The sequence below is a fragment of the Sphingobium scionense genome, assembly GCF_014197035.1.
Taxonomy (GTDB): domain Bacteria; phylum Pseudomonadota; class Alphaproteobacteria; order Sphingomonadales; family Sphingomonadaceae; genus Sphingobium; species Sphingobium scionense.
Map to the genome: position 1 here is coordinate 160,992 of NZ_JACIEU010000007.1, position 24,915 is coordinate 185,906.

25 protein-coding genes and 1 pseudogene are annotated in these 24,915 nt (G+C 64.7%); 17 read left to right on the top strand and 9 right to left on the bottom strand.

Going from position 1 to position 24,915, the window contains the following annotated elements:
• Position 1 precedes the first annotated feature (1 nt).
• Positions 2 to 1,279: a sigma 54-interacting transcriptional regulator gene (locus GGQ90_RS10150; RefSeq protein WP_188082046.1), complete on the bottom strand. Its 1,278-nt coding sequence runs from the start codon at positions 1,277 to 1,279 to the stop codon at positions 2 to 4.
• Positions 1,280 to 1,594: 315 nt separating this feature from the next.
• On the opposite strand from GGQ90_RS10150, the gene GGQ90_RS10155 reads away from it, so the two are divergent.
• From GGQ90_RS10155 to mdoH, 3 genes are all read left to right on the top strand, one after another.
• The gene (locus tag GGQ90_RS10155; RefSeq protein ID WP_188082047.1) at positions 1,595 to 2,455 is read left to right on the top strand and encodes a flagellin N-terminal helical domain-containing protein; all 861 of its coding nucleotides are present in this window, start codon (positions 1,595 to 1,597) and stop codon (positions 2,453 to 2,455) included.
• A 213-nt stretch (positions 2,456 to 2,668) separates the two neighbouring features.
• Complete coding sequence (locus GGQ90_RS10160; RefSeq protein WP_188082048.1) at positions 2,669 to 4,156, top strand: OpgD/OpgG family glucan biosynthesis protein; 1,488 nt, start codon at positions 2,669 to 2,671, stop codon at positions 4,154 to 4,156.
• 60 nt (positions 4,157 to 4,216) lie between these two features.
• Positions 4,217 to 6,103 (top strand): glucans biosynthesis glucosyltransferase MdoH, encoded by a 1,887-nt coding sequence (mdoH, locus tag GGQ90_RS10165; RefSeq protein ID WP_188082049.1) that lies wholly within the window; start codon positions 4,217 to 4,219, stop codon positions 6,101 to 6,103.
• 16 nt (positions 6,104 to 6,119) lie between these two features.
• Here mdoH and GGQ90_RS10170 read toward each other — a convergent pair whose 3' ends face one another.
• From GGQ90_RS10170 to GGQ90_RS10205, 8 genes are all read right to left on the bottom strand, one after another.
• The gene (locus tag GGQ90_RS10170; RefSeq protein ID WP_010338853.1) at positions 6,120 to 6,857 is read right to left on the bottom strand and encodes a FliA/WhiG family RNA polymerase sigma factor; all 738 of its coding nucleotides are present in this window, start codon (positions 6,855 to 6,857) and stop codon (positions 6,120 to 6,122) included.
• A gap of 12 nt (positions 6,858 to 6,869) precedes the next feature.
• Positions 6,870 to 8,987: a flagellar biosynthesis protein FlhA gene (gene flhA, locus GGQ90_RS10175; RefSeq protein WP_188082050.1), complete on the bottom strand. Its 2,118-nt coding sequence runs from the start codon at positions 8,985 to 8,987 to the stop codon at positions 6,870 to 6,872.
• 9 nt (positions 8,988 to 8,996) lie between these two features.
• Complete coding sequence (locus GGQ90_RS10180) at positions 8,997 to 9,818, bottom strand: lytic transglycosylase domain-containing protein (protein ID WP_188082051.1); 822 nt, start codon at positions 9,816 to 9,818, stop codon at positions 8,997 to 8,999.
• Between the two features lie 146 nt (positions 9,819 to 9,964).
• Positions 9,965 to 10,276 carry a hypothetical protein gene (locus tag GGQ90_RS10185; RefSeq protein WP_188082052.1) on the bottom strand — a complete coding sequence of 104 codons (312 nt, stop codon included), beginning with the start codon at positions 10,274 to 10,276 and terminating at the stop codon, positions 9,965 to 9,967.
• Positions 10,277 to 10,291: 15 nt separating this feature from the next.
• Positions 10,292 to 10,567, bottom strand: coding sequence for a flagellar biosynthesis anti-sigma factor FlgM (gene flgM, locus GGQ90_RS10190; RefSeq protein ID WP_188082053.1), 276 nt, complete (start codon positions 10,565 to 10,567; stop codon positions 10,292 to 10,294).
• Positions 10,568 to 10,612: 45 nt separating this feature from the next.
• Positions 10,613 to 11,161, bottom strand: coding sequence for a flagella basal body P-ring formation protein FlgA (locus GGQ90_RS10195; RefSeq protein ID WP_188082054.1), 549 nt, complete (start codon positions 11,159 to 11,161; stop codon positions 10,613 to 10,615).
• Between the two features lie 63 nt (positions 11,162 to 11,224).
• Positions 11,225 to 11,737, bottom strand: coding sequence for an OmpA/MotB family protein (locus tag GGQ90_RS10200; protein WP_188082055.1), 513 nt, complete (start codon positions 11,735 to 11,737; stop codon positions 11,225 to 11,227).
• Positions 11,734 to 12,402: a motility protein A gene (locus GGQ90_RS10205; protein WP_188082056.1), complete on the bottom strand. Its 669-nt coding sequence runs from the start codon at positions 12,400 to 12,402 to the stop codon at positions 11,734 to 11,736. Before GGQ90_RS10205 ends, GGQ90_RS10200 begins: the two co-directional genes overlap by 4 nt.
• Positions 12,403 to 12,659: 257 nt before the next feature.
• Between GGQ90_RS10205 and flgB the strand changes: the two genes are divergently transcribed.
• The 14 genes and pseudogenes from flgB (at position 12,660) to proP (ending at position 24,897) form a co-directional block, all read left to right on the top strand.
• Entirely contained in the window at positions 12,660 to 13,028 is a 369-nt protein-coding gene (flgB, locus tag GGQ90_RS10210) for a flagellar basal body rod protein FlgB (protein ID WP_188082057.1), read from the top strand.
• Between the two features lie 2 nt (positions 13,029 to 13,030).
• Complete coding sequence (gene flgC, locus GGQ90_RS10215; RefSeq protein WP_188082058.1) at positions 13,031 to 13,441, top strand: flagellar basal body rod protein FlgC; 411 nt, start codon at positions 13,031 to 13,033, stop codon at positions 13,439 to 13,441.
• Complete coding sequence (locus tag GGQ90_RS10220; RefSeq protein ID WP_010338861.1) at positions 13,438 to 14,097, top strand: flagellar hook assembly protein FlgD; 660 nt, start codon at positions 13,438 to 13,440, stop codon at positions 14,095 to 14,097. The genes flgC and GGQ90_RS10220 overlap by 4 nt, the downstream gene beginning before the upstream one ends.
• A 34-nt stretch (positions 14,098 to 14,131) precedes the next feature.
• Positions 14,132 to 14,977 (top strand): flagellar hook-basal body complex protein, encoded by an 846-nt coding sequence (locus GGQ90_RS10225; protein WP_004208208.1) that lies wholly within the window; start codon positions 14,132 to 14,134, stop codon positions 14,975 to 14,977.
• Between the two features lie 24 nt (positions 14,978 to 15,001).
• Positions 15,002 to 15,745 carry a flagellar basal body rod protein FlgF gene (locus tag GGQ90_RS10230; RefSeq protein ID WP_169860036.1) on the top strand — a complete coding sequence of 248 codons (744 nt, stop codon included), beginning with the start codon at positions 15,002 to 15,004 and terminating at the stop codon, positions 15,743 to 15,745.
• Positions 15,746 to 15,813: 68 nt separating this feature from the next.
• On the top strand, positions 15,814 to 16,602 hold the full coding sequence (flgG, locus tag GGQ90_RS10235; RefSeq protein WP_188082059.1) for a flagellar basal-body rod protein FlgG: 789 nt from the start codon (positions 15,814 to 15,816) through the stop codon (positions 16,600 to 16,602).
• 8 nt (positions 16,603 to 16,610) lie between these two features.
• Positions 16,611 to 17,291, top strand: coding sequence for a flagellar basal body L-ring protein FlgH (locus GGQ90_RS10240; RefSeq protein ID WP_188082060.1), 681 nt, complete (start codon positions 16,611 to 16,613; stop codon positions 17,289 to 17,291).
• A 26-nt stretch (positions 17,292 to 17,317) separates the two neighbouring features.
• Positions 17,318 to 18,406 (top strand): flagellar basal body P-ring protein FlgI, encoded by a 1,089-nt coding sequence (locus tag GGQ90_RS10245; protein WP_380767222.1) that lies wholly within the window; start codon positions 17,318 to 17,320, stop codon positions 18,404 to 18,406.
• Positions 18,406 to 18,756 (top strand): rod-binding protein, encoded by a 351-nt coding sequence (locus tag GGQ90_RS10250; RefSeq protein WP_188082062.1) that lies wholly within the window; start codon positions 18,406 to 18,408, stop codon positions 18,754 to 18,756. The genes GGQ90_RS10245 and GGQ90_RS10250 overlap by 1 nt, the downstream gene beginning before the upstream one ends.
• Positions 18,753 to 20,093, top strand: coding sequence for a flagellar hook-associated protein FlgK (gene flgK / locus GGQ90_RS10255; protein WP_188082063.1), 1,341 nt, complete (start codon positions 18,753 to 18,755; stop codon positions 20,091 to 20,093). Before GGQ90_RS10250 ends, flgK begins: the two co-directional genes overlap by 4 nt.
• A gap of 17 nt (positions 20,094 to 20,110) precedes the next feature.
• On the top strand, positions 20,111 to 20,956 hold the full coding sequence (locus tag GGQ90_RS10260) for a flagellin (protein WP_188082064.1): 846 nt from the start codon (positions 20,111 to 20,113) through the stop codon (positions 20,954 to 20,956).
• Positions 20,957 to 21,079: 123 nt separating this feature from the next.
• Positions 21,080 to 21,943 carry a flagellar motor stator protein MotA gene (motA, locus tag GGQ90_RS10265; protein ID WP_188082065.1) on the top strand — a complete coding sequence of 288 codons (864 nt, stop codon included), beginning with the start codon at positions 21,080 to 21,082 and terminating at the stop codon, positions 21,941 to 21,943.
• Positions 21,944 to 21,946: 3 nt separating this feature from the next.
• The gene (locus GGQ90_RS10270; RefSeq protein WP_188082066.1) at positions 21,947 to 23,002 is read left to right on the top strand and encodes a flagellar motor protein MotB; all 1,056 of its coding nucleotides are present in this window, start codon (positions 21,947 to 21,949) and stop codon (positions 23,000 to 23,002) included.
• 443 nt (positions 23,003 to 23,445) lie between these two features.
• Positions 23,446 to 24,897, top strand: a pseudogene (proP, locus tag GGQ90_RS10275) (glycine betaine/L-proline transporter ProP).
• The last annotated feature ends 18 nt before the right edge of the window (positions 24,898 to 24,915 follow it).

Here is a 24,915-nt window from a genome sequence, read left to right on the forward strand (position 1 = left end):
CTTATGCCGCAGCCAGCTCGCGCATCTCGGCGAGCCGATAGCGCAGCGTGCGTTCGGAAATGCCCAGCTTGCGGGCGGCGGCAGCGCGATGACCGTCGGTCTCGCGCAGGGCGGTGCGGATCGCTTCCAGTTTGGAATGATGGGCGACGTCGCGCAGGCGGATCGGTTCGGCGGGCACGACGGAAATCGGAGCAACCGGTGCGGCGGCGACGATGCGCAAGGGCTGCGGCGCGGCGCCGACATGCAGGTCGTCAGCCTCGATCCGTTCGCCGTCCCGCAGGACCAGCGCACGCTGAAGAACATTGCCCAGTTCGCGGGCGTTGCCCTGCCAGCGATGCGCGGCCAGCTTGTCAAGTGCAGCGGCGGTCGGCCAGACGAAGCCTTCCTTGCCGACATCCTGATGGCGCAGCAGCATGGCGGCGGCGATCGCAGCGATGTCACCGGGACGTTCGGCCAGCGGGCGCAGTTCCAGCGCCATGACATTGAGGCGCCAGTAGAGGTCTTCGCGGAAGCGGCCGGCGGCGACTTCATCGGCCAGGTTACGGTTGCAGGCGGCGACGATGCGGACATTGACCGGCACCGGATGGGTGGCGCCGACCGGCAGGACTTCGCCTTCCTGGAGGGCTCGCAGCAGCTTGGCCTGCAGCGCCAGGGGCAGCTCGGCAATTTCGTCGAGGAACAGGGTGCCGCCGTCAGCGGCGAGGAACAGGCCGTCCGAGGCATTGGAGGCGCCGGTGAAGCTGCCCTTCTTGTGGCCGAAGAGCATCGCTTCCATCATGGTTTCAGGCAGTGCGGCGCAGTTGACGGCGATGAAGTCATGCCCGTTGCGGCCCGACTGGGCGTGCAGGAAACGGGCCATGCCTTCCTTGCCGGTGCCGGTGTCACCCTGGATCAGCACGGTGGCATCGCTGCGGGCCACGCGGCCGGCGAGCGTCATCAGGCGGGCGCTGGCGGCATCGCCAACAGCTGGGATCGAGGCCGGACGGGCCAGTTCGGCGATCAGCGCGAAGGCGAAACCCATGTCCTCCAGGCCAAAGGCGACGCGGGCGGGCAGGCCATTGGCGGCAGGCACCAGCGACGGCTTGCCATCAACGAGGTTGATCAGGATATCACGATGGGTGGCATGGCCGATCTCGGTGGCGAGAAGGACGCGGCGGCCATCCCGCTCACGCGGGCTCTGCGCATCCACGATCCGCACCGTGTACAAGGCATTTTCGAGCCAGTGCTGCAGGCCCGGAACGAGCGCGCAAACCCCACGGCTCACGTCAAGCGATGACATGAACTGTCCCCAGTGTCTTGGCAGGCTTGTGCCCCCGCACGCCCCTACCCCCTTCGATATGAGGAATGTACGCTGGCGTGGTTATTAGATGGTTAACGCCGCCATTAACTTGCCGGTGACCGGCAATTTTTTTCCGCCCCGGCATCGGAAAAATCGCACTCTATATATACGCGTCCACGTAGAGAGCTGTTTTTCCGCCTTTTTCCAGAAAAATCGCATCACCCCCTAAAAGCTTTTCGCAGCCCGCCGTTATCCCCTTTCGAGGCCGCAAGCGTCAGATGACAGCGACCGGATGATGAACGGAAAGGGAATATCATGACTGTTATCGCAACCAACTCGTCGGCGCTGCGGGCCACCAATGCTTCGACCTCCGCCAGCAAGGCCCTGTCCACCGCCATGGAGCGCCTGTCGACCGGCAAGCGCATCAACTCGGCCAAGGACGACGCCGCCGGCCTCGCCATCGCTTCGTCGATGACCGCACAGATCAAGGGCATGACCCAGGGCATCCGCAACGCCAATGACGGCATCAGCCTGGCGCAGACCGCCGAAGGCGCGCTGGGTGAAGTCACCAACATGCTGCAGCGTATGCGTGAACTGACCGTCCAGGCCGGCAACGACACCAACGACGATACCGCCAAGGGCAACATCAAGTCGGAAATCGACCAGCTCGCCACCCAGATCGGCAAGGTTCTGTCGGACACCAGCTTCAACGGCATCAAGCTGTTCGACGGTTCGGCCGGCCCCGCCGCTGACGGCAAGATCAACATCCAGGCTGGTGCGAACTCGAGCGACGCCATCGAAATCGACCTGGGCGATGTCCAGGGTGACACCGACGTCGCCGCTGTGGTGACCAGCGGTGCGGTCACGACCGACCTCGACGTCACGGCCACCGGCTTCGATGTCGGCGCAGCGCTCGACCTCTACGACTCCGCCCTGAAGGCCGTCGACACCTCGCGCGCCAATCTCGGTGCGGTGCAGAACCGCCTGGAATCGACCGTCAACACACTGACCGCCAACGTCACCAACCTGACCGACGCCAAGAGCCGCATCGAAGACGCCGATTTCTCGACCGAAACCACCGCGCTCGCCAAGGCCCAGATCCTGAGCCAGGCATCGACCGCGATGCTGGCCCAGGCCAACCAGAGCCAGCAGAACGTCATGAAGCTGATCCAGTAATCCGGATCGGACACCGAAAATGACGGGTTGAGGTATTGGTCACCGGCAACCCGTCATGTCACCCCCGGCACATCAACAGTCCCCACCGTGCCGGGGGTAACACCTTCGATCAAACGGCCAAATTCGAAGCCTCCGTCCCCCCGGGCGGGGGCTTCATCGCGTTTGATTCCAGGCGCATCTTGCAATGCCGCGATCAGCACCCATGATGGACGCATGACCATGATCGACCGGCGCGCCTTGATCGCTGCTTCGGGCGCAGCCCTGCTGCTCCCCCGCCCTGCCCTTTCCCAAGCCAGAAGCGACCGTTTCTCATGGGATGGCATCATCGCCCTGGCGCAGAAGCAGGCGCGCGCGCCCTTTGACGAGACGCCGCCCAATCCGGTCGCCGCCAAGGTTGGTTATGACCAGATGCACCAGGCCCGGTTCCGCGACGAGAAGACGATCTGGGGTGACCTGCCCGGCGATACCGGCGTTCGCCTGTTCCCGCTGAGTGGCACAGCCCAGCAACCGGTACAGATCGCGCTGGTCGACAAAGGCGTTGCAACGCCGCTGCGTTATGATCCCGCCATGTTCGAGACGCCGGACGGCAATGCCGTCGCGGACCTTGGCCCGGACGCAGGCTTTGCCGGCTTCCGCATCATGAATGCCAAGCGCGACGGCGACTGGCTGTCCTTCCTGGGTGCCAGCTATTTCCGCGCGCCCGGCCCGACCAAGCAGTTTGGCTTGTCGGCCCGCGCGATCGCGATCAACACCAGCATTCCGGGCAAGGAGGAATTTCCCCGCTTCACCCATTTCTGGCTGGAGCGGACCGGCGACAGCAGCGTCACCGTCTATGCCGTGCTGGACGGAGCGTCGATCACCGGCGCCTTCCGCTTCGTCAACCGGCTCGGCCCCAAGGGGGTGACACAGGATGTGACCGCCGCCCTCTTCCCGCGCCGGCCGATCCCCGAACTGGGGCTGATGGCGATGACCAGCATGTTCTGGTATGATGAAGCGCATCGGACCAAAGGCACCGACTGGCGCCCGGAAATCCATGATTCCGACCTTCTGTCGATCGCCAGCGCCGACGGCAGCGCGCAAGCCAGGCCGCTGGTGAACCCGTCCGTCCCGCGCGTCGACGGTTTTGCCGAGACAAGCCCCAAGGGCTTTGGCCTGCTGCAGCGCGACCGTAATTTCGACCATTATCAGGATGACGGCGTCTATTATGACCGTCGCCCTTCGCTATGGGCGACGCCGGCCGCGCCGCTGGGTGCGGGGCAGGTGCGGCTCTACACCTTCCCGACCGACAGCGAATATACCGACAATGTCTGCGCCTATTGGACGCCGGCAAAGGCTGCACGTCCGGGCAGCCGGATCGATGCCGCCTATCGCCTGGACTGGACGGGGGACCGTGCGCCGGTCGGCGGCAATCTGGCGATCGTGCAGGCTGTCTGGCGCGGTCGTGGCGACGAAGCCGGGGTCGAGCGGCTGGTGATCGACTTTGCCGGCCTGCCCGCCGATGCGAAGCCCGACCTGTGGACCGACATCGGCAATGGCACGATTATCAAGAAGGGCGGATATCCGGTGCTGGGCCAGGCGGGATTATATCGCGCGGCGATCGATATCCGCAAATCCGGCGACAAAGCGGCGGATATCCGGGTCCAACTTCGCTCTGGCAATCGCGCGTTCAGCGAATATGTGCATTATCCCATTGGCGCATGAACGGAACCACGCACCCGGCGAAAGGTTCTAGCGCTCAGGTTAACCAGGAACGGGTCTGACATGACATCGACAGGAGGCACGAACGTGGCCGATGGGGCCACGGGGTCGCAAGCCCTTGTCCGGGCGTTCGAAAGCGTGCCGGCAGAGGCACCGCTCGCCATGCCGGTGCAGGATTTCGCGACCGCGCCGGGCCGCATCCATCGACCCATGAATATCGACCTGTGGGCCCGCCGGGTGCTGGTCGTGCTGCTGGCGCTGCTGCCTGCAGCGCTCGCCGCGCACGAAATGCGCCGCTCGATCGGCCTTGATGGCATTTCCTTCTGGGAAGGCGTCTATCTCGCCCTGTTCATCCCGCTTTTTGCCTGGATCGCCTTCGGCTTTGCCACCGCCGCGATCGGCTTCCTGCTGCTGACGGTCGGCAAGGGCAAGGGCGTTCGCCCCTATATCCCGCGCGACCGCACGCCGCTGAAGGCGCGCACCGCCATCCTGCTGCCGGTCTGTAACGAGGATTTCCTGGGCGTGCTCGGCCGCCTGTCGATCATGGAACGATCGCTCTCACAGGTGATGGGTGGCGAACGGTTCGAATTCTTCATCCTGTCGGATTCCAACCCGGAAAATGGCGAGACCGAGCGCAAGGCCTATCTGGAAATGCGCAAGGCCTTCTCGCGCCCCGTCCATTATCGCCGCCGCGCCCGCAATATCGGCCGGAAGCCCGGCAATATCGAGGAGTGGGTGACCCGTTTCGGCGGCGCATATGACCATATGATCGTGCTGGATGCCGACAGCGTGATGAGCGGCCAGACCATGGCGCGGCTATCGGTCGACATGGAACGCCACCCGCATCTGGGTCTGATCCAGACCGTGCCGACGGTGATGGGCGCCGCCACGCTGTTTGCCCGCTGGCAGCAATTTGCCAGCCGCCTGTTCGGCCCGATCTCGGCCGCCGGCATGATCTGGTGGGCGGGGTCCGAAGGCATGTTCTGGGGCCATAATGCGATCGTGCGGGTGCGCGCCTTCGCCGAAAGCTGCGGCCTGCCCGAACTGCCGGGCCGCGCGCCCTTTGGCGGCCATATATTGAGCCATGACATGCTGGAGGCAGCCTTGTTGCGCCGGCGCGGCTGGGACGTCCACATGGTCACGGCCGACGACAGTTTCGAGGAATTCCCGCCGGCCATGCCCGACCTGTTCACCCGCGACCGTCGCTGGTGCCAGGGCAATATCCAGCATGTCCCGCTGCTGGCGAAGATCAAGGGGCTGCACCCGGTCAGCCGGTTCCAGTTGTTCGTCGGTGCTTCGGCCTATTGCACCTCCCCGCTATGGCTGGCGATGATGCTGGTAGCGCTGGGCGGTGTCGCCACGGGCGTCTGGCCGCCGGCCGCTGCACTGCCCTCAAGCACATTGCTGACCGTGACGGCGGTGCTGCTGTTCGGCCCAAAGATATTGGCGATCGGCTGGGCCATGGCCGACCCGTCGCGCCGTATCGGCTTTGGCGGTGCGGTGCGCATGACGCGCGGCGTGATCGCCGACATCATTCTGTCGATCCTGATGGCGCCGGTCGCGATGCTGACCCAGACGATCAACCTGTTCAGCATATTGATGGGCCGCAAGGCGAGCTGGAACGGCCAGACCCGCGACCGCGACGGCATGGCGATACTGGGTGCGATCTGGCTGTTCAAATGGCATATCCTGCTCGGCGTCGGCCTCACCGTGCTGGCGGTGCGCGCCAATGCGATCGGCTGGATGAGCCCGGTGCTGGCCGGCCTGTTCGCCGCGCCCATTCTGGCCGCACTGACCGCGCGCAAGGATTTGGGCCAGCGGGCGGAAAATAGCGGCCTGTTCCAGGTACCCGAACCCTGGTGGCGGACGCAGAATTACCGGCCGCTGCGTTTCCGCTGGCCGGTTCCGGGTCGCAAGGCATCGGTATCGCGTCCCGCCAACGACGGTTGACGGGCGCGCGGGTGGGTCAATTCCAGTCGCTGAGCTTGCCGCGCAGCTTGTCGAGTGCTGACTTCTTGATCTGGCAAACGCGCGCGGCGCCAATGTCCAGCGTCTGGCCGATTTCCTCCAGATTGAGTTCCTCGACGAAATAGAGTTGCAGCACCAGCGCCTCGCGCTCGGGCAGTTCGCCGATGCATTTGGCGAGCGCGCCCTTGAGCGATTCCCGTTCCATGATGTCGTCGGCACGATCCTCGACATCGGCAAACCACATGGACTGGTCGGAATAGACTTCATCCATGCTGGTGTGCTGGACCATCTCGGCGCCATCGGCCGCCTCGCGATAATCGGCGGCGTCCATGCCCAGTTCAGCGGCCATTTCCGCTTCCAGCGGCGCTCTGCCAAGCTTCTGTTCCAGCTTCGCACGGGTGGCAGCCAGCTTCTTGCGGGTCGCCATGGCGGAGCGGCACAGGGTGGAATGGCGCCGCAGATGATCGATCATCGCACCGCGCACGCGCAGCTGCGCATAGGAGGCGAAGCCCAGGCCGCGATCCTCGAAACTGTTGGCGGACTCCACCAGCGCGACCATGCCGATCTGCAGCAGATCCTCCACCTCGATCGCGCTGGAGACGCGGCCATGGACGTGCCAAGCGATCTTGCGCACCAACGGCATGTAGCGGCGCGCCAGCTGTTCAGGGGAATTGGCAAGCCCTGCCCGTCCATAGGTGAGGACATCCGAGCCTGCAGCGACCTTATTCATATACATTGGTCAGTCTCCTCAGGCGACGCGTTCACGCGGCAGCGGATCGTGCCGGGGCGTGGGACGCTGCTCGCCACCGACGACGGCGACAACCTCGACACCCTTGCCATCCGGGATTTCCAGGAAGGACAGCACCGGGGTCTCGGGCAGATGGGGTTTGAACAGCCGGGCGAGCGCACGGCGCGCCACCGGCGAGGTGACGATGGCGAAATTGCGCGCCTGGCCCAGCATCGGGCGGGCGGCATGCACGACGGATTCGACGATACGGTTGCCCAGGCTCGGCTCGATCGGATGCTTGGCATCGCCCGCGACACGCATCGCCTGCGCCAGCATCGCTTCCAGATCGCCGTCGAGGGTGATGACCGGCAGCGGCATCTTCACCGGGACGAGGCCCTGGATGATGAGCGCGCCGATGCGCTGGCGCACCGCTTCCACAAGCTGTTCGTGATTCATGTCGGGGCGAGCGGCGTCGACCATCGCCTCGCAGATGCGACGGAAATCCTTGAGCGCGATCCCTTCCGACAGCAGCGCGCGGCAGAGCGCGGAAATCTGTGTCAGGCTGAGCGTGCCCGGCGTCAGGCCATCGACCAGCTGCGGCGCGACGTCCTTGAGATTGTCGAGCAGCTTGCGGGCTTCGTCCAGACCGAACATCTCGGCCGCGTTCATCGCGATCAGCTGGTTGAGATGGGTGGCGACGACCGTCGGCGGATCGACCACGGTATAGCCGGCCACCACTGCCTCGCTGCGCTTGGCCGGCGAAATCCACACGGCGTCGAGGCCGAAGGTCGGATCCTTGGCCGCGCGGCCAGCGACCGTGCCTTCCAGCATGCCGCTGTCGAGCGCCAGCAGATCGTCGGGCCAGATATCATCCTCACCCACGACCACGCCGGCGATGGTGATGCGATACTGATTGGGTTCGAGCGCCAGATTGTCCTTCACGCGCACCATCGGCACGACGAAGCCCAGTTCCTTCGACAGCTGGCGACGAATGCCGGTGATGCGGGCCATCAGCGGCGCGCCCTTGCGCTCGTCGACCAGGCCAATCAGGCCATAGCCGATCTCCAGCCCCAGGATCGCGCCATCGGATACGTCGTTCCATTCGATGATGGCGGGGTTGGGTGGCGGGGCGACCGGTTCGGGTTCCGCCGCCTTGCGCTGTCCGGCCTTGCGCAACTGCCAGGCGATACCGCCAGCGATGCTCGCAGCGGTCAGGATGATGAAATGCGGCATGCCCGGCAGGATGCCGAGGAAGCCGAGGATCGCCGCGACCGGCACCCAGGCCTTGCCGGTGCCGAACTGGCCGGCGACCTGGGACGAGAGATCCTGCTCGGACTTGACGCGGGTGACGATCGAGGCGGCGGCGATCGACAGCAGCAGCGCCGGAATCTGCGCGACCAGCGCGTCACCGATGGCAAGCAGGATATAGGTCTGGGCGGCATCGCCCATCGCCAGGCCATGGCTGACCACGCCCAGAATGATGCCGCCGATGATGTTGATCGCCAGGATCAGGATGCCGGCGATCGCGTCGCCCTTCACGAACTTGGACGCACCGTCCATCGAACCGTAGAAATCCGCCTCGGTCGCGACTTCGGCGCGACGCAGCTTGGCTTCCTCGGGCGTCATCAGGCCGGCGTTGAGGTCGGCGTCGATCGCCATCTGCTTGCCCGGCAGGGCGTCCAGGGTGAAGCGGGCCGACACTTCGGACACGCGGCCCGCGCCCTTGGTGATGACGACCAGGTTGATGATCATCAGGATCGCGAAGACGAAGATACCGACGACATAGTCGCCGCCGATCAGGAAGTGGCCGAATGCCTCGATCACCTGGCCGGCCGCGTCCGACCCCTCATGGCCCGACACCAGCACGACGCGGGTCGAGGCGACGTTGAGTGCCAGCCGCAGCAGAGTCGCGAACAGCAGCACCGTCGGGAAGCTGGAGAAGTCGAGCGGCTTGGCGGCGTTCAGCGCCACCATCAGAACGGCAAGACTGATCATGATGTTGGTGATGAAGCCGATGTCCAGCATCACCGCCGGCACCGGCACCATCATGAACAGCACGACCATCAGCGTGGCGAACGGCAACACCGCCCCCTTGGCGGCGCTCATCCAGATCTTCGCTTTGACTTGGGTGGGAGTCATGAGGGGCCGTTACCTTCCGAGGGTGGCGAGCATGAGATAGGCGAGACGCGCGGTCTGCGGTTCCGGCCGGACGATGACGTCGGCCTGGGTCGCAAGGCGCTGGGTTTCGATCCGCACATAATCGGCGGGGGCGACGGTCTTGGCGCCGCTGGGCAGTGAAGCATCGGCATATTGGACATTGCCGGTGCCGATCGAATCGACACCCTTTTGCAGCTTGCTGGCGAAGCGATCGCGAATGTCGGCGAAGCTGCGGGCATTGCCCGCACGATCGTAGAAGATCGAGCGATTGGCGCGGGCCGCCGCCGGGAAGATCGAGGCGGCCGTTGCGCCGGGTGCGCGATCGTTCATCGACAGGAATTTGGAGGCGCCACCCACGCCCAGGAAATGGGCGAGGTAGAGATCGACCGGCTCGGCCTCGCGACCCAGGCGGCTTTCCAGATAGGCCTTGTTGTCGGCAGCATGCTCCGCCGCCATGACCGAGGCGGTCTCGGGATGCTTGCGCAGGTCCAGTATCTGTTGGCGCAGGTCCGGGTCCGACACATAATAGCGGCCATTGCTGCCCTTGCTGATCGCGTCAGCCGCCCAGCCCAGCCCATATTCGGCGCCATGCTTGTCGACGACGGCGAGCCAGCTCTGGTCGACGAACTGATAGAGGCCGGTGGCGGAAGAGGTGGCGGCACGCGCGCTGGGGTTCAGGCTGGATTCGATCTTGGCCTGACCAAGCAGGTAGGAGAAGTCCACGCCGGTACGACGGCTCGCCATCGCAATCGCGTTGGTGACGCGATTGCCGGCCGAAGCTCCCGTTGCTGAAATGTCTGCAAGTGCCGACACTGACCCACAATCCCCATTTGGTACCGTGGGCTATTAGAGCAATGCTTGTGCCAAGATTTGGTTAACGCGGTTAAACAAGATTCTGCGTAAAACGAAAAACGGCGCCGATTGGCGCCGCTTTAGCCCGAAAGCAAAATTTATTTTTGTCAGCGCCGACCGTAGGTGAGCGGCGCGTTGCGGGCGCCGTTGGAGGTCAGGATCGCGAGTCGCTGGCTGGTGTAATCGGCCAGCACATTGGTGCGGACGCGCGCCGCATCGATCAGTGGCAGAAGGCGATTGAGCCGTGCGACCACATCGGGTTCGGAACGCCAGGCGCCGATCGCACGGGCGGCGGCCGCCGCCGTGCTGACCTTGATGCTGGCGGCCTCGATCGCGGCCGCATCATTGCCGTCCAGCGCAGCGCGCAGGTCGTCAAAGGCGGCAAAGAGACCATCCAGTGCAGCAAGGCCGAGGGGCATGAAGGAATGTCCTGTTTAGGCGGGAAGATCGAGTGCCATCATCCGGTCGGCGATGACCGACGGATTGACGGGATAATTGCCCGAAGCGATCGCAGCCTTGATGGCGGCGATGCGGTCCATGTCGACAGGCGCGCCTTCGGCCGCCATGCGCGCTGCCGGACTGGCCGACGTCGATGCCGACGCGGTAGCGCCGGTCGATCCGGTTGCCGATGCGGCGCGGGCCTTGCCCCCTTCGCGCAAGCGGTTTGCCTCGATTGCCGAACTGATGCTCTGGCCGACTGAGTTGATCATTGGTTCATTCCTTCACTCGTCCCTTGAACGCTATAACGGACAAGTTCAAAAATTATTAAATCCCGGAATGCGCACTACGCCCATGTCCACGATCTGGGCAAGTACAGGCGATGACTTCTTGTCTTCGCGCACGCGAATCGTCTCGCCAATTGCGCCGTCTTCATCGGCGATCATCATGCGCGAAACGCTGAAACTGGCATTGCCGACCATGAGTTGAACCGGGTCACCGCGTTTGACGACCGATTCCTTGGCGACCGGTCGGGCGGCGGGGGCATAGCGACCGACCGGGCCGGAGGCAGCTGCGGCGGCGCCAGCGACCAGCGGCACGCGGATGCGCCAGCCCAGTGCGTCGCACTTGACCATGGCAGCGCCGAAGATAGGCCCTTCCACATTAGGGGTAGTCGGGCAGGCGGCAAGGCGGAGGCGACGATCGACCGGCGCCAGCGGGCCGCCAGGCTCGCCCATGTTCGCGCCAACGGTCATTGCGACCAGACTGTCGATGCGATCCAGATTCTCGAACTTCTGCTGCGCCAGTGCGGGCTGCGCAACTGCGCAGGCCAGAGCGATGGCGAGGAACTGGACGGGTCTGGTCACGGCGCTTCTCCGAAAATGCGGACTTTCACCATGGTTAAAAGCAACAAACGTGCCACTTGAGGATCAGGGTTTCACAACCTCGCCCGGCGCGATGCGGATCACCTGCCCCTGCCCGTCGGCGCTATCCGCCTGATCCAGGCCACGGATGAGCAGGCGATCGCCACCTACGCCCTGCGCCTTGAGCGCGCGTGCCACGGCGCCAAGCCGTGCCGCCGCCAGATCCCAGTCGTCGAAACGTTGTCGCGCACGATCCTGCCCCTGGCTACGCAGTTCGACCATGCGGTCATCCTGCATATAGGGCCGCACCGCCGCGCGCAGACGCGCCTGCCCTTGCGACGTCAACATCGCCTCGCCCGGCGCAAACAGCTCTGCCGCGCGCAGTTCGACCGCGGTGCGGGCGGGACGGCCGCCAAATTGGCGACTGACCTCGGCCAGCATCGCATCACGGCGCTGGCTGCCGGTTGCCTGGAGCAGCACAAAGAAGCCGAGCAGCAGCATCAGCAGATCGGCAAAGCTGACGGCCCAGCGATTGCGCCGGGCCGCCGCTGCGGCCGATGGGATTGCAGGCGCGGTCATGCGACTTCGCGGATCGATGCGCGGCGCAGTGGCGCGTTTTCGCGCCGCGCGATCGCCAGCATGCGCGCCACCGCCTCCTGCTGCCAGGCCAGTTCCTGCTCGGACAGAGTCGCCAGGCGCGCGGCGATCGGCGCGGCAAGCAGATTGGCGATGACGACGCCATAAAGGGTTGTGAGCAGCGCGAGCGCCATCGAGGGGCCGAGCGCGGACGGATCATCCATCGCCGCGAACATGCCGACCAGCCCGATGATCGTGCCGGCCATCCCCAGCGCCGGCGCCGCATCGGCCACCGACAGCCAGACATTGCGCACGCCGGCATGGCGTTGCGCCCGGTCCGATAGCGCCTGCATTGCCCAGTTTTCGAACAGCTCGACGCGATCGCGATTGGCAAGGCGCCGCGTCGCATCGACCATGAAGCCGTTATCGGTCTTTACCCGATCGATGCACATCAGCCCGCGCAACTGAGCCACCTGATCGATCTGGAGCAGGGCCGCGCGGGCGGTATCGCGATCATGCAGCGGGTCAGCCCGCAGCAGCGGGCGCAGGGCGATACAGGCCCGTCCGGCCGCGCGCACGCCATTCTGCGCCAGCGCCACCACCGCAACGCCACCCAGCATCGCGGCCAGCGTGAGCGGATCGAACAGATGCGCCAAAATCCCGATCATCCCATTTCCATCCCGCCATCACCACGCACCGGCAACGGATTGCCGCCGCCCGGCAAATTTTTGCCGCCCTTGCCGCCCGATGCCGCGAAAGCCACGAATTCCGGCATTTCGCCACGCCGCCCTGCGTCACCCACGCAAATTGGCACGGCTCTTGCGAATATTCGGCTGGATCGCCCGCATCGAACGCCATCAGGCAGGAGAACGGCGGGACGATCGAAAGCTTTAGACCCGCACGGGCAAAAAGGGACTGACGGGAAATGTCGCTGGAAGACGGTTTGTTCGGGATCCATGGAAAGGCGCTGGCGCTTCGCTCGCAGCGCCTGTCCCTGCTCGCGTCCAACATCGCGAACGCATCGACGCCCAATTACAAGGCGCGCGACATCGATTTCGATGCGGCGCTCAAGGAAGCGACCGCCCAGAGCAGCCGCGGCCCGGCCGATGTCGGCCAGGCGGTGGACGATGCCATGGGCTATCGCGTGCCGTTGCAGCCCAGCCTTGACGGCAACACCGTCGAACTGAGCACCGAACAGACCCTGTTTGCGGAAAATGCGGTGAAATACCGCACCACCCTCTCCTTCCTGGAGGGCCGCATCAACACCATCAACCGTGCGCTGAAGGGAGAATGAGCATGAGTGGTTCAGGCCCCATGAACGTGTTCGACATCGCCGGCCGCGCCATGAGCGCGCAACTGGTGCGTCTGAACGCCACCGCATCGAACATGGCCAATGCCGGCAATGTCACCGGCAGCGCGGCCGAAGCCTATCGCGCGATCAAGCCGGTTTTCCAGTCGGTCACCGACAGCCCCGGCGTGTCGACGGTGAAGGTCGCCAATGTCGTCACCACGGACGCCGAGCCGACCAAGCGTCACGACCCCAACCATCCGCTGGCCGATGCCAATGGCGATGTCTGGGAAGCCGCGGTCGATAGCAATGCGGAGATGGTCGACATGATCGAGACCGCCCGCATGTACCAGAATAATGTGCAGGTGCTCAACACCGCCAAATCCCTGATGCTCGAAACCATAAGGATCGGCAAATGACGACGACGTCTACCGTCACCGATAGCGCAGGCCTTTCGGTCTACAACCCGAATGCCAATGTCGGCACGGGCAGCGCGACCATGGATCAGTCGAGCTTCCTGACGCTGCTGACCGCGCAGATGCAGTATCAGGATCCGTTCGAACCGGTCGACAATACCGAGATGGTGTCGCAGATGGCGACCATCACCCAGTCGACCGGCATTGCCGAGATGAACCAGTCGCTGAAGTCGCTGGCTTCGGAACTGAGCGGCACCCGGCTTGGCGATGCGGCCAGTTGGATCGGCAAGTCGATGCTGGTCCAGAGCAATGTCGCGGTGCCCGATTCCAGCGGCTATTATGCCGGCCAGATCACGCTGAGCGGCGCCAGCGATGCCGTGAGCGTCGACCTGGTCGATGGCGACGGCAATGTCGTCAAGTCGATCGACCTGGGCGCACAGAGCGCCGGCGAGGTCGCCTTCTACTGGGACGGCAAGGATGATGCGGGCGAAACCGTTTCCTCCTCCGCCCTGCAGGTCAAGGTCAATGGCGGCACCACCAGCCAGGTCGCGACCTGGGCCACCATCGCCGCCGTCCAGTCACCCGCCGACGGTTCCTCCTCCAAACTGATCACCGCGCTCGGCAGCTTCGCTCCGACCGACGCGATCAGCCTGATGTAATTTCACCCATCCTTTTCACCCAAGGAGCTACGCCATGTCCTTCTATGTTTCGCTTTCCGGCCTCAAGGGCGCACAGGCCGACCTGTCCGCCGTCTCGAACAACGTCGCCAACGTGAACTCGACCGCCTTCAAGAAGAGCAAGGCCCAGTTCGGTGACATCTTCGCCGCTGCGCCGATGCAGACCACCCATCAGGTCGCCGGCCAGGGCGTGCGCGTGCAGGGCATTACCCAGCAGTTCACCCAGGGCACGATCGAAACCACCGACAAGACGCTGGATATGGCGATCTCGGGCGAGGGCTTCTTCACCGTGAAGGGCGAAGACGGCACCATCAGCTATACCCGCAACGGCGCCTTCTCGGTCGACAATGACCGCTATGCCGTCGACACCACCGGCTCGCGCATCCAGGTGTTCGCGGTCGATCCCGACACCGGCGAGATCACGACGCCGCCGACCAACTCGACGACGCCCAACGACCTCACCGACCTGCAGATCCCGACCACCTACAAGGGCGAAGCCGATGGCGCGCAGCTGACCAGCGTCGGCGTGGGCAAGGACGGCCTGGTGTCGGCCATCTATGCCGACGGTTCGACCGTCTATCTGGGGCAGGTCGCCATGGCGTCGTTCAACAGCCTGGAGGGCCTGCGCCAGCAGGGCGACGCGCACTGGACCTCGACCGTGGAAAGCGGCAGCGCGATCATCGGCACGCCCAACCAGGGCATGTTCGGCGCCGTGAACTCGGGTTCGCTGGAACGTTCCAACGTGGACATCACCGACGAACTGGTCCAGCTGATCGCAGCCCAGCGCAACTTCCAGGCGAACTCAAAGGCGATCGAGGCGGCCAATACGCTGACCACCACCATCGTCAACATCCGTAGCTAAGGCACGGGGTAGAAGGGGTAGCCCATGGACCGGCTCGTCAACACGGCACTGACCGCGATGCGCGGTGCGATGGCCCGCCAGGCGTCGATCGCGAACAATCTCGCGAACGCCAACACGGTCGGCTTTCGTGCCGAAATCGCCAATGCCGAGACACGCTGGATCAAGGGCGATACCTTCGATACCCGGGCTCAGGCCTCCGAACAGGTGATCGCCGCCGACATGGCGCAGGGGGCGGTCACCGAAACCGGCAATCCGCTGGACGTGGCAATGAACGGCGACGCACTGCTCGCCGTTCAGGCCCCGGACGGGCAGGAAGCCTATACGCGCCGCGGCGACCTGAAGGTCAATGACAGCGGCCTGCTGACCACCGGCGACGGCCTGGCCGTGCTGGGCCAGGGCGGCCCGATCACCCTGCCTCAGATGGACAGCGTGTCGATCGCCCAGGATGGCAGCATCTGGGGCGTGCCCCAGGGCGGCGATCCGGCCAATCCGCAGCAGATCGACAAGTTGAAGCTGGTCAATGCCGCCGGTTCCAGCATCGCCAAGGGCACCGACGGGCTGTTCCGCGAAGTGAATGGCGGCGCCCTGCCCGAAGATCCGATCGCGACCGTCACATCGGGATCGCTGGAAGGATCGAACGTCAACGCCACCGCCGCGCTGGTCCAGATGATCGAAGCCAGCCGCGCCTGGGAAACCCAGATCAAGATGATCGACACCGCCAAGCAGATGGATGACGGCGGCGCATCGCTCATGAAACTGGATGGTTAATTCTGGCACGCATCTTGCTGTGAACGACGCATGAGCATCCCTTCGGGGAGCCGCACGGAGATTGAACGATGACCAACGCCGCCCTTCATGTCGCCCGCACCGGCCTTGACGCGCAGAACACGAAGATGCGCGTGATCGCCAACAACCTGGCGAACGTCAACACCACCGGCTTCAAGAAGGACCGGGCCGACTTCGAGACGCTGGCCTATCAGCAGATCGTCGCCGCCGGCGCCAACAGCGACAGCCAGAACAAGTTCGCCACCGGCCTCAATCTGGGTTCGGGTGTCTCGTTGCAGGGCACGAGCAAGATCAACACGCAGGGCACGTTGCAAGAAACCGGCAATGCGCTGGACATGGCGATCGAGGGATCGGGCTATTTCCAGGTGCAGCAGGCCGATGGTTCCACCGCCTATACCCGCGCCGGCAATTTCAGCGTCACCGCCGAGGGCACCGTCGTCACCAGCGACGGCCTGCCGCTGATCCCGCAGATCACCGTGCCGCAGGGCGCGACGTCGGTCACCGTCGGCAATGACGGCACCGTGTCGGCGACGCTGCAGGGAGAAAGCGAACCGACCCAGTTGGGCCAGATCGAACTGGCCAGCTTCATGAATTCGGCGGGGCTACAGTCGATCGGCGGCAACCTGCTGGTCGAGACCGCCGCCAGCGGCACGCCGCAGGTCGGCACCGCGGGCCTGGAAGGCCGCGGCCTCATCCGCTCGGGCAATCTGGAAACCTCGAACGTCAACATCGTCGAGGAACTGGTCGACATGATCGAGACCCAGCGCGCCTATGAGGTCAATTCCAAGATGATCAAGGCGACGGACGAAATGCTCCAATACGCCAACCAGAATATGTGAGCGGACTGATGCGCGCCCTCTCCACTTCGCTCGTCGTCCTCGCCATGGTATCCATGGCCGCGTCGCCTGCTCTTGCGGCCAAGAAGAAGCGCGAGGTCGAGCGCGAATATTATGCGCCGACCGTCATCGCCCAGCCACAGACGCCGCAGGCCAATGGCTCGATCTTCCAGGTATCGACCGGCTATACGCCCCTGACCAGTGGCGCGCGGGCAGGCAATGTCGGCGACATCATCACCATCGTGCTGGTCGAACGGACCCAGGCGACCAAGAGCAACAGCGCGGATACCAACCGCAGCGGCTCGCTGGGCCTGACCCCGCCGGCAACCGGTCCGTTGTCCAAGCTCTTCTCCGCCAGCGATGTCTCGATGGGCGGCAACAACACATTTACCGGCAAGGGCGCGGCGACCCAGTCGAACGCGCTGAACGGCGAGATCACCGTGACCGTCGCCGCCGCCTATGCCAACGGCACCATGCTGGTGAAGGGCGAAAAGGCGCTGACGCTCAATCGCGGCGACGAGTTCATCCAGATCAGCGGCCTGGTGCGCCAGGCCGATATCGGCCCGGACAACCGCATCCTGTCGACCCGCGTCGCCGACGCCAAGATCATCTACACCGGCAAGGGCGAGATCGCCCGCGCCAGCCGTCAGGGCTGGCTGCAGCGCTTCTTTACCATGATCAGCCCCTTCTGATGGAGACCCGGACCGCCATGACACGCCTGTTCCGCTTTCTCCTGCCGCTGCTGGCGCTGATCGCCGCGCCGGCCCATGCCGAACGCATCAAGGATCTGGGCACCTTCCAGGGCGTCCGTCCCAACCAGTTGACCGGCTATGGCATCGTCGTGGGCCTTGCCGGCACGGGTGACGACAGCATCGAATATACGGTGCAGGGCATGAAGGGCGTGGTCTCGCGCTTTGGCCTGACCCTGCCCGCCGGGGTCAACCCCGCCCTCAAAAATGCGGCTGCCGTGCTGGTGACCGCCGACCTGCCCGCCTTCTCCAAACCCGGCCAGCGGCTGGACGTCACCGTCTCTGCGCTGGGCAAGGCCAAGTCGCTGCGCGGCGGCACGCTGATCATGACGGCCATGCGCGGTGCCGATAATGAAATCTATGCGATGGCGCAGGGCAATCTGGCCGTCGGTGGCCTGGGCGTGTCCGGCGCCGATGGCAGTCAGGTATCGGTGAACATCCCGTCCGCCGGTCGTATCCCCGAGGGGGCCACGGTCGAGCGTGCGGTTGCCACCGGCTTCGACACCGCGCCCAGCCTGACCTTCAACCTGTCCGAAGCCGACCTGACCACCGCCCTGCGCGTGGCCGACGGCATCAACAAGACCTTTGGCGATCGACGCGCCCGCGCTGTCGATGCCGTGTCGGTCGCGATCGACGCGACGCCCGGCGCCGAAGAACGCATCCTGATGATGGGCATGATCGAGAATATCGAGGTCACGCCCGCCGACGCCCCTGCCCGCGTTATCGTCAACGCCCGCACCGGCACCGTCGTCATCAACGGCGCGGTGAAGATCCATCCGGCGGCCGTCGCCCATGGCAAATTGACCGTCAGCGTCAATGAAAGCCCCCGCGTCGTCCAGCCCGCGCCCTTCAGCCAGGGCCAGACCGCGGTCGAGCAATCGTCGAGCATCAGTATCGACGAGCAGAAAAAACCGATGGTTAATTTTAAAGGTGGGGCGTCGCTGGCCGATATAGTCAAGGCGGTCAACGCCATCGGGGCCTCCCCGGCGGACATGGTCGCGATTCTTGAGGCGCTGAAACAGGCGGGCGCGATGAAAGCGGAACTGGTGGTGTTGTGATGCAGGTATCGAACGCAACCGCGGCGAGCGGCACGCCCAACCCCTTCGAGACCAAGGCGGCGCTGCAGAAGGCGGCGCAGCAGTTCGAAGCGGTATTCCTGCGCCAGATGATCGGCGCGATGCGATCGGCCAGCCTGGCCGAGGGCATCACGGATTCAGGCGCGACCCAGCAATTTCAGGACATGGCCGATGCGCGCACCGCCGACGCCATGTCGACCAAGGGCGCGATGGGCATCGCCGAACTGCTGATGCACCAGTTCGGTGCCCGCGTGAAGGACGACAGCCCGGCCCAGACCGGCAGCGCGACCGCGACCACGACCGGCACGGCAACCACGGCTGAGGGCGCATGAGCGATCTTTTCATCATCGGTGCGTCGGGCACCAAGGCCTATCGCACGGCGATGGCGGCCATTTCCGAAAATATCGCCAATGCCAGCACCGACGGCTATGCCCGTCGGTCGGTGACGACGGTGGAATCGGGATCGTCGACCGCGACCATGGCGACCTATGTCGCCAAGGCGAATTTCGGCGGCACCCAGGTCGCCAGCATCAATCGCGGCACCGACCCCTATCTGGATGCGTCGGTGCGCATCACCGCCATGGCGCTGGGCAGCGCCAATGCGCGGGTGCGCTGGCAGAGCGACATCGAAACCGCACTCAACGACACCCCCACCGGCGTCGGCCAGCTGATGACGACCATGTACCAGAATCTGGACAAGCTGGCGGCCAGCCCCAGCGACACGTCGCTGCGCGTCACCACGCTGGACAGCATCGGCCGCGTCGCGGAATCCTTCCGCCAGACCGCCGCCGACCTGGAAACCGTATCGACCGGCATCAATACCGAGGCGCAGGCGTCGGCCCAGACAATCAACCAGCAATTGTCGTCGCTGGCCGCGATCAACAACAGCCTGCTGCGCGCGCAGCCGGGCACGTCGGCTTATGCCCAGTTGCTCGACAGCCGCGATTCCGCGCTGCAGACACTGTCGGCGAACCTGAATGTCACGATCAGCTTCGGCGCACATGACAGCGCCGAGATCAGCTATAACGGCACCACCCTGGTGTCGGGTGATACCGCCGCGTCGGTCGCGGTGACCGCGTCCGCCACCGATGGCCGGTTGTCGCTGGCGCTGTCCGATGGCACGGCCCTCGCCGCGCCGTCCAACGGCACGCTGGGCGGCCTGTTCGCATCGGCCGACACCACCGCCGAACGCCGTGCCAGCCTCGACACGCTGGCCGAGCAGTTCGCCACCGACGTCAATGCCTGGCATGCGCAGGGCTATACCGATGCCGGCGCCAGCGGCGTGCCGCTGCTCTCCTATGGTGGCAGCGCCGCGACGCTGGTCGCGCTGGACGTGGAGCCGACGGACCTGGCGACCAAGTCGGCCGACGGCACGCTGAACGGCAATCTGCTGACAGTATCATCGACGTTGCGCGGCAGCGGCAGCGTCGAACAGGGCTGGACGACCCTGATCACCAGCCACGCCAATCTTCTGACCGCCAGCACGGCGGAAAAGACCACGGCCCAGGGCCGCAGCGACCAGGCGGTCGCCGCGCGCGAAGCGGTGAGCGGGGTCGATCTCGACATGGAGGCGGCAGACCTGCTGCGGATCCAGCAAGCCTATTCGGGCTGCGCCAAGATCCTGCAGGTGGCCAAGGACACGGTCGATTCAATCCTGCAGATCATGTGACGGAAGGACGCTGAGACATGGTAGGCATCACCAACAAGATCATGCTCGCCGAGATCCGCCGGCAACAGCAATTGTCGCAGAGCATTGTCGACGGGCAGACCGCGATTTCGACCGGCATAACCCTGAACAAGCCGTCGGACGACGCGCTGGCCTGGGTCCAGGTGTCCGACATCGGCCGCGCCCAGGCGCAGCAATCGGCCTGGCAGACCAATGTCAGCTATGGCACGACGCGCGCTGGCAATGCCGAAGCCAATCTGGAAGAAATCAACAATCTGATGACGCGGGCGCAGGAGCTGATCACGTCGGCGCGCAACGGCGCGCTGAACGACACCAGCGCCGCCGCCATCGCCGAGGAACTCAAGACGATCCGCACCACGGTCGGCGAATTGCTGAACCAGAAGGATTATCAGGGCGTGTCGGTATTCGACGACGGCCAGAGCGTGCTGGTGCCGGTGAGCCGCGGCCTCAACCTGGCGGTGGTCGGCACCAAGCAGGAAATTTCCGAAAATATCGACGTCAATGGCACGCCGATGTCGCTGGACGACATATTGGGCAAGGCGATCGACGCGGTCGAAGGCGGCAATGACACCGACCTCGCCAGTTCGCTGGATGCGATCCAGATCGGCCAGAACCGGGTCGTGGTGGAGCGCGCCAAGCAGGGCGTGCGCGCCGACCGGCTGGAGGTGATCGGCACCCGCCTGACCGATGTCGATATCAACCTGTCGGAACGGCGCGACACACTGGAATCGGCCGATCTGACGACGGTCATTTCGAACGTGAAGGCGCAGTTGCTGCAGCTGGAGGCGGCCCAGTCCGCCTTTGCGCGGATCAACCAGCAGACGCTGTTCGACCTGATCAGCTAAAGGCGGCGAAAAAGCGTCGCCGTCCTAAAGCAGACGGTAACCAGTCCGTATTAACCAGAAAGGGACTGGCGCCACGAGGCGCCGACGGAGCCACCGCCTCCAGGCGCATTTTCGGGGAACACCATGTTTGCAATCATCGGCCTTGTCGTGCTTTTGGGCATGGTCTTCGGTGGGTTCATCTTCACCGGCGGCGACATCGGACCGGTGCTGCACGCGCTGCCGCACGAAATGATCATCATCGGCGGCGCCGCCGTCGGCGCCCTGATCATCGGCAATTCGGGTTCCGACCTTAAGGCGCTGGGCGGCGGCCTGGCCAAGGTGTTCAAGGGGCCGCAGTACAAGAAGCAGGACTTTCTGGACTGCATCTTCCTGGTCAGCAAGCTGATGAAGACGCTGCGCGTCGAAGGCCCGGTGGCGCTGGAGCCGCATATCGAAGATCCGGGCACATCGCCCATCTTCGGCGAATATCCCAAGCTGATGAAGGACAAGACGCTGATCCACCTGATCAGCGACACGCTGCGCCTGGTCGTGGTGTCTTCGGGCACGCTCGATCCGCATGCCGTCGAGGAGGTGATGGATAACAGCCTGAAGACCCATCATCATGAATCGCTGAAGCCTGCCGACAATCTGCAGGGCCTGGCCGACGCCCTCCCCGCCCTCGGCATCGTCGCCGCCGTGCTGGGCGTGGTGAAGACCATGGGATCGATCGACCAGCCGCCCTCGGTGCTGGGCGGCATGATCGGCTCGGCGCTGGTCGGCACCTTCCTGGGCGTGCTGCTGGCCTATGGCATGGTCAATCCCTTCGCCAATCGCTGCCGCGCGGTGATCGAGCAGGACGGCGCCATCTATCATGTCGTCAAGCAGATCATCATCGCCTCGCTGCACGGCCATCCGCAGCCGCTGGTGATCGAGGCCGCCCGTTCCAGCCTGATCCATGCGAACCAGCCCGGCTTTGCCGAAGTGTTCGACGGCATGCGGAACAAATAAGCCATGGCGGAGAAGAAGCGCGGCGCGAACGAGCCCGAACCCCGGCCGATCATCGTCAAGAAGATCATCGTCGAAGGGCATGGCGGCCATCATGGTGGCGCCTGGAAGGTGGCCTATGCCGACTTCGTGACGGCGATGATGGCCTTCTTCCTGCTGATGTGGCTGCTCGGTGCGACCACCGAAAAGCAGCGCAAGGCGCTGGCCGACTATTTCACCCCGACGCTGGTCGAGCTGAAGATGAATTCGGCGGGGTCCACCGGCATGTTCGGCGGCGACAGCCTGATGGCGAAGGAAAATTATCCGACGACGGGTGGTCAGGGCAATCTGGCCATCACCATCCCGCGTGACGCCACCGGCACCAAGGACCAGGGCGGCAAGGCATTGCGCGCGGCCGACCGGCAGAAGTTCGAAAATATCAAGAAGCAGCTTGAGGACCGTATGTCCAAGAAGGGGCTGGCCAAGCTGCGCAAGAATGTCCGCTTCACCGAAACCCGCGAAGGGCTGCGCATCGACCTGATCGACGAGGCGGACTTCGCGATGTTCCGGTCGGGCACCGACCAGTTGGTGCCCGAGGCGCGCGCGCTGATCGCCGAGGTCGCCGACGCCCTGCAGACCATGCCCAACCCGCTGATCGTGCGCGGCCATACCGATGGCCTGCCCTATGCATCGGGCCGGACCATGAACAACTGGATGCTGTCGTCCGCCCGTGCGGAATCGACCCGCAAGGCGCTGGCTGAAACCGGCATTCCCAATGCCCGCTTCGCCCGGATCGAGGGGGTCGCCGATCGCGAGCCGTTCGTGAAGAGCGACGCCTATGATCCGCGCAACCGACGCATGTCGGTCGTCCTGGGCTGGACCCGAGGCGGCAATTCCTCGGCCGACGAGGATGATGCGCAGGATCCCGAAACCCAGGCGGCGATCAAGGAGCGGGACGATCCGCAGCGGGTCGCGCGGGAACAGGCGCAGAAGCTGGACATGGGCGGCACCGGCCTGCCCAGCGGCGCGGCACTGATCAATCCGACGGCGGCCGGGACATCGTCCAAGCCGGGCAAGCATTGAGGCGGACCGTCGGGGCGGCAAAATAGGAAATCGCCGCCTTAACTTCCCATATTTCCCGCACATTCGGCAATTTTGATACAGGGGTTGGAAATCTTGTTTCCAACCCCTGCTTCGTCATGTCCGGCCCAAAATCCATCGCGACGCAGCATAAACCAGAAGGCGCAAATAGGACAGCCAGGGTCGGCTCACCCCCATGAAGGCACGGCCCGCCCCTTTGTTGCACCTTTTCGCGGGCAACTGCCTATATGGGCGGCTCCTCGCTTGATGCCCAATGCGGCGTCGCAACGTTCCAAGGCCCTGATTATCGGCCGACATCGCCTGTCCGATGGCAATGAGGCGCGCCCCGCGTGCCCGCCTGGACGGGCCGGGAGAATAATGTGTCCACATCCGCCGCGCATGCCGCGCGCCACATCCATTTCGGCTGGTTCAAGCGCCGACGCGACATGCAGGTCGAGGACGTCACCGTCGTCGACCGGTCGCTGCTGAACCGCGCCGTTGGCGCCGCCGCATTGGGCAATGCCATGGAATGGTTCGATTTCGGCGTTTACGGCTATATTGCCGTCACGCTGGGCCATGTCTTCTTCCCGTCGAGCGATCCGGCGCTGCAACTGATCGCGACCTTCGCCACCTTCACCGTCGCCTTCCTCGTCCGGCCGCTGGGCGGACTGGTGTTCGGGCCACTGGGCGACCGTTATGGCCGGCACAAGATATTGGCGATGACCATGATCCTGATGGCGGTCGGCACCTTTTCCATCGGCCTCATCCCCTCCTATGCGCAGATCGGCATCGGCGCGCCGCTGATGCTGCTGGCTGCGCGGCTGGTGCAGGGCTTTTCGACCGGCGGCGAATATGGCGGCGCGGCGACCTTCATCGCGGAATATTCGACCGACCGGAAGCGCGGCCTGATGGGTAGCTGACTGGAGTTCGGGACGCTGGGCGGCTATATCGCGGGCGCCGGCACCGTCACCGCCCTGCAGATGTCGCTCACCGACGCACAGATGCTCGACTGGGGCTGGCGCATTCCCTTCCTGGTGGCCGGGCCGCTGGGGCTGCTCGGCCTCTATATGCGGCTGAAGCTGGAGGAGACGCCGGCATTCCAGGCCTATAGCGAACAGATCGACGCGCGCGAAAGCGAGCGGCCGGGGCTGGGCACCCTGTTTCGCGTCCATTGGCGGCAACTGCTGAAGTGCGTCGGGCTGGTGCTGGTGTTCAACGTCACCGACTATATGCTGCTGACCTACATGCCCAATTATCTCAGCGTGACCATGGGTTATGCCGAGACCAAGGGGCTGTTGCTGATCATCATCGTGATGCTGGTGATGATGCCGCTCAATGTCGTGGGCGGGCTGTTCAGCGACCGGCTGGGCCGGCGGCCGATGATCATCGGTGCCTGCGTCGCGCTGATGCTGTTGTCGGTGCCGTGCATGTGGCTGATCGGCACGGGCAATGACGCGCTGATCTTCCTGGGGCTGATGCTGCTGGGGATCGCGCTGGTCTGCTTCACCAGTTCCATGCCCTCCACCCTGCCCGCGCTCTTCTATACACCGGTGCGCTACAGCGCGCTGTCGATCGCGTTCAACATCTCGGTGTCGCTGTTCGGCGGCACGACCCCGCTGATCACCGCCTGGCTGGTGCAGAAGACCGGTGACCCGCTGGTGCCGGCCTATTATCTGATGGGTGCGGCGCTGATCGGCCTGCTGACCATGCTGACGGTGCGCGAGACGGCGGGTATGCCGCTGCGCGGATCGCCGCCGGCGGTGGCGAATGAGGCCGAGGCGATCGCGCTGGTCGAAAGCGGCGAGCCGGTGACGGTGGACAGAGCACTGCCCGACCTGCCGCCGGTGGCGCCGGCAACGGTGGAGACGCCGGCGATGATTCGGCCGCTGGCAAGCTAGGGCCGCCGCTTTCCGACT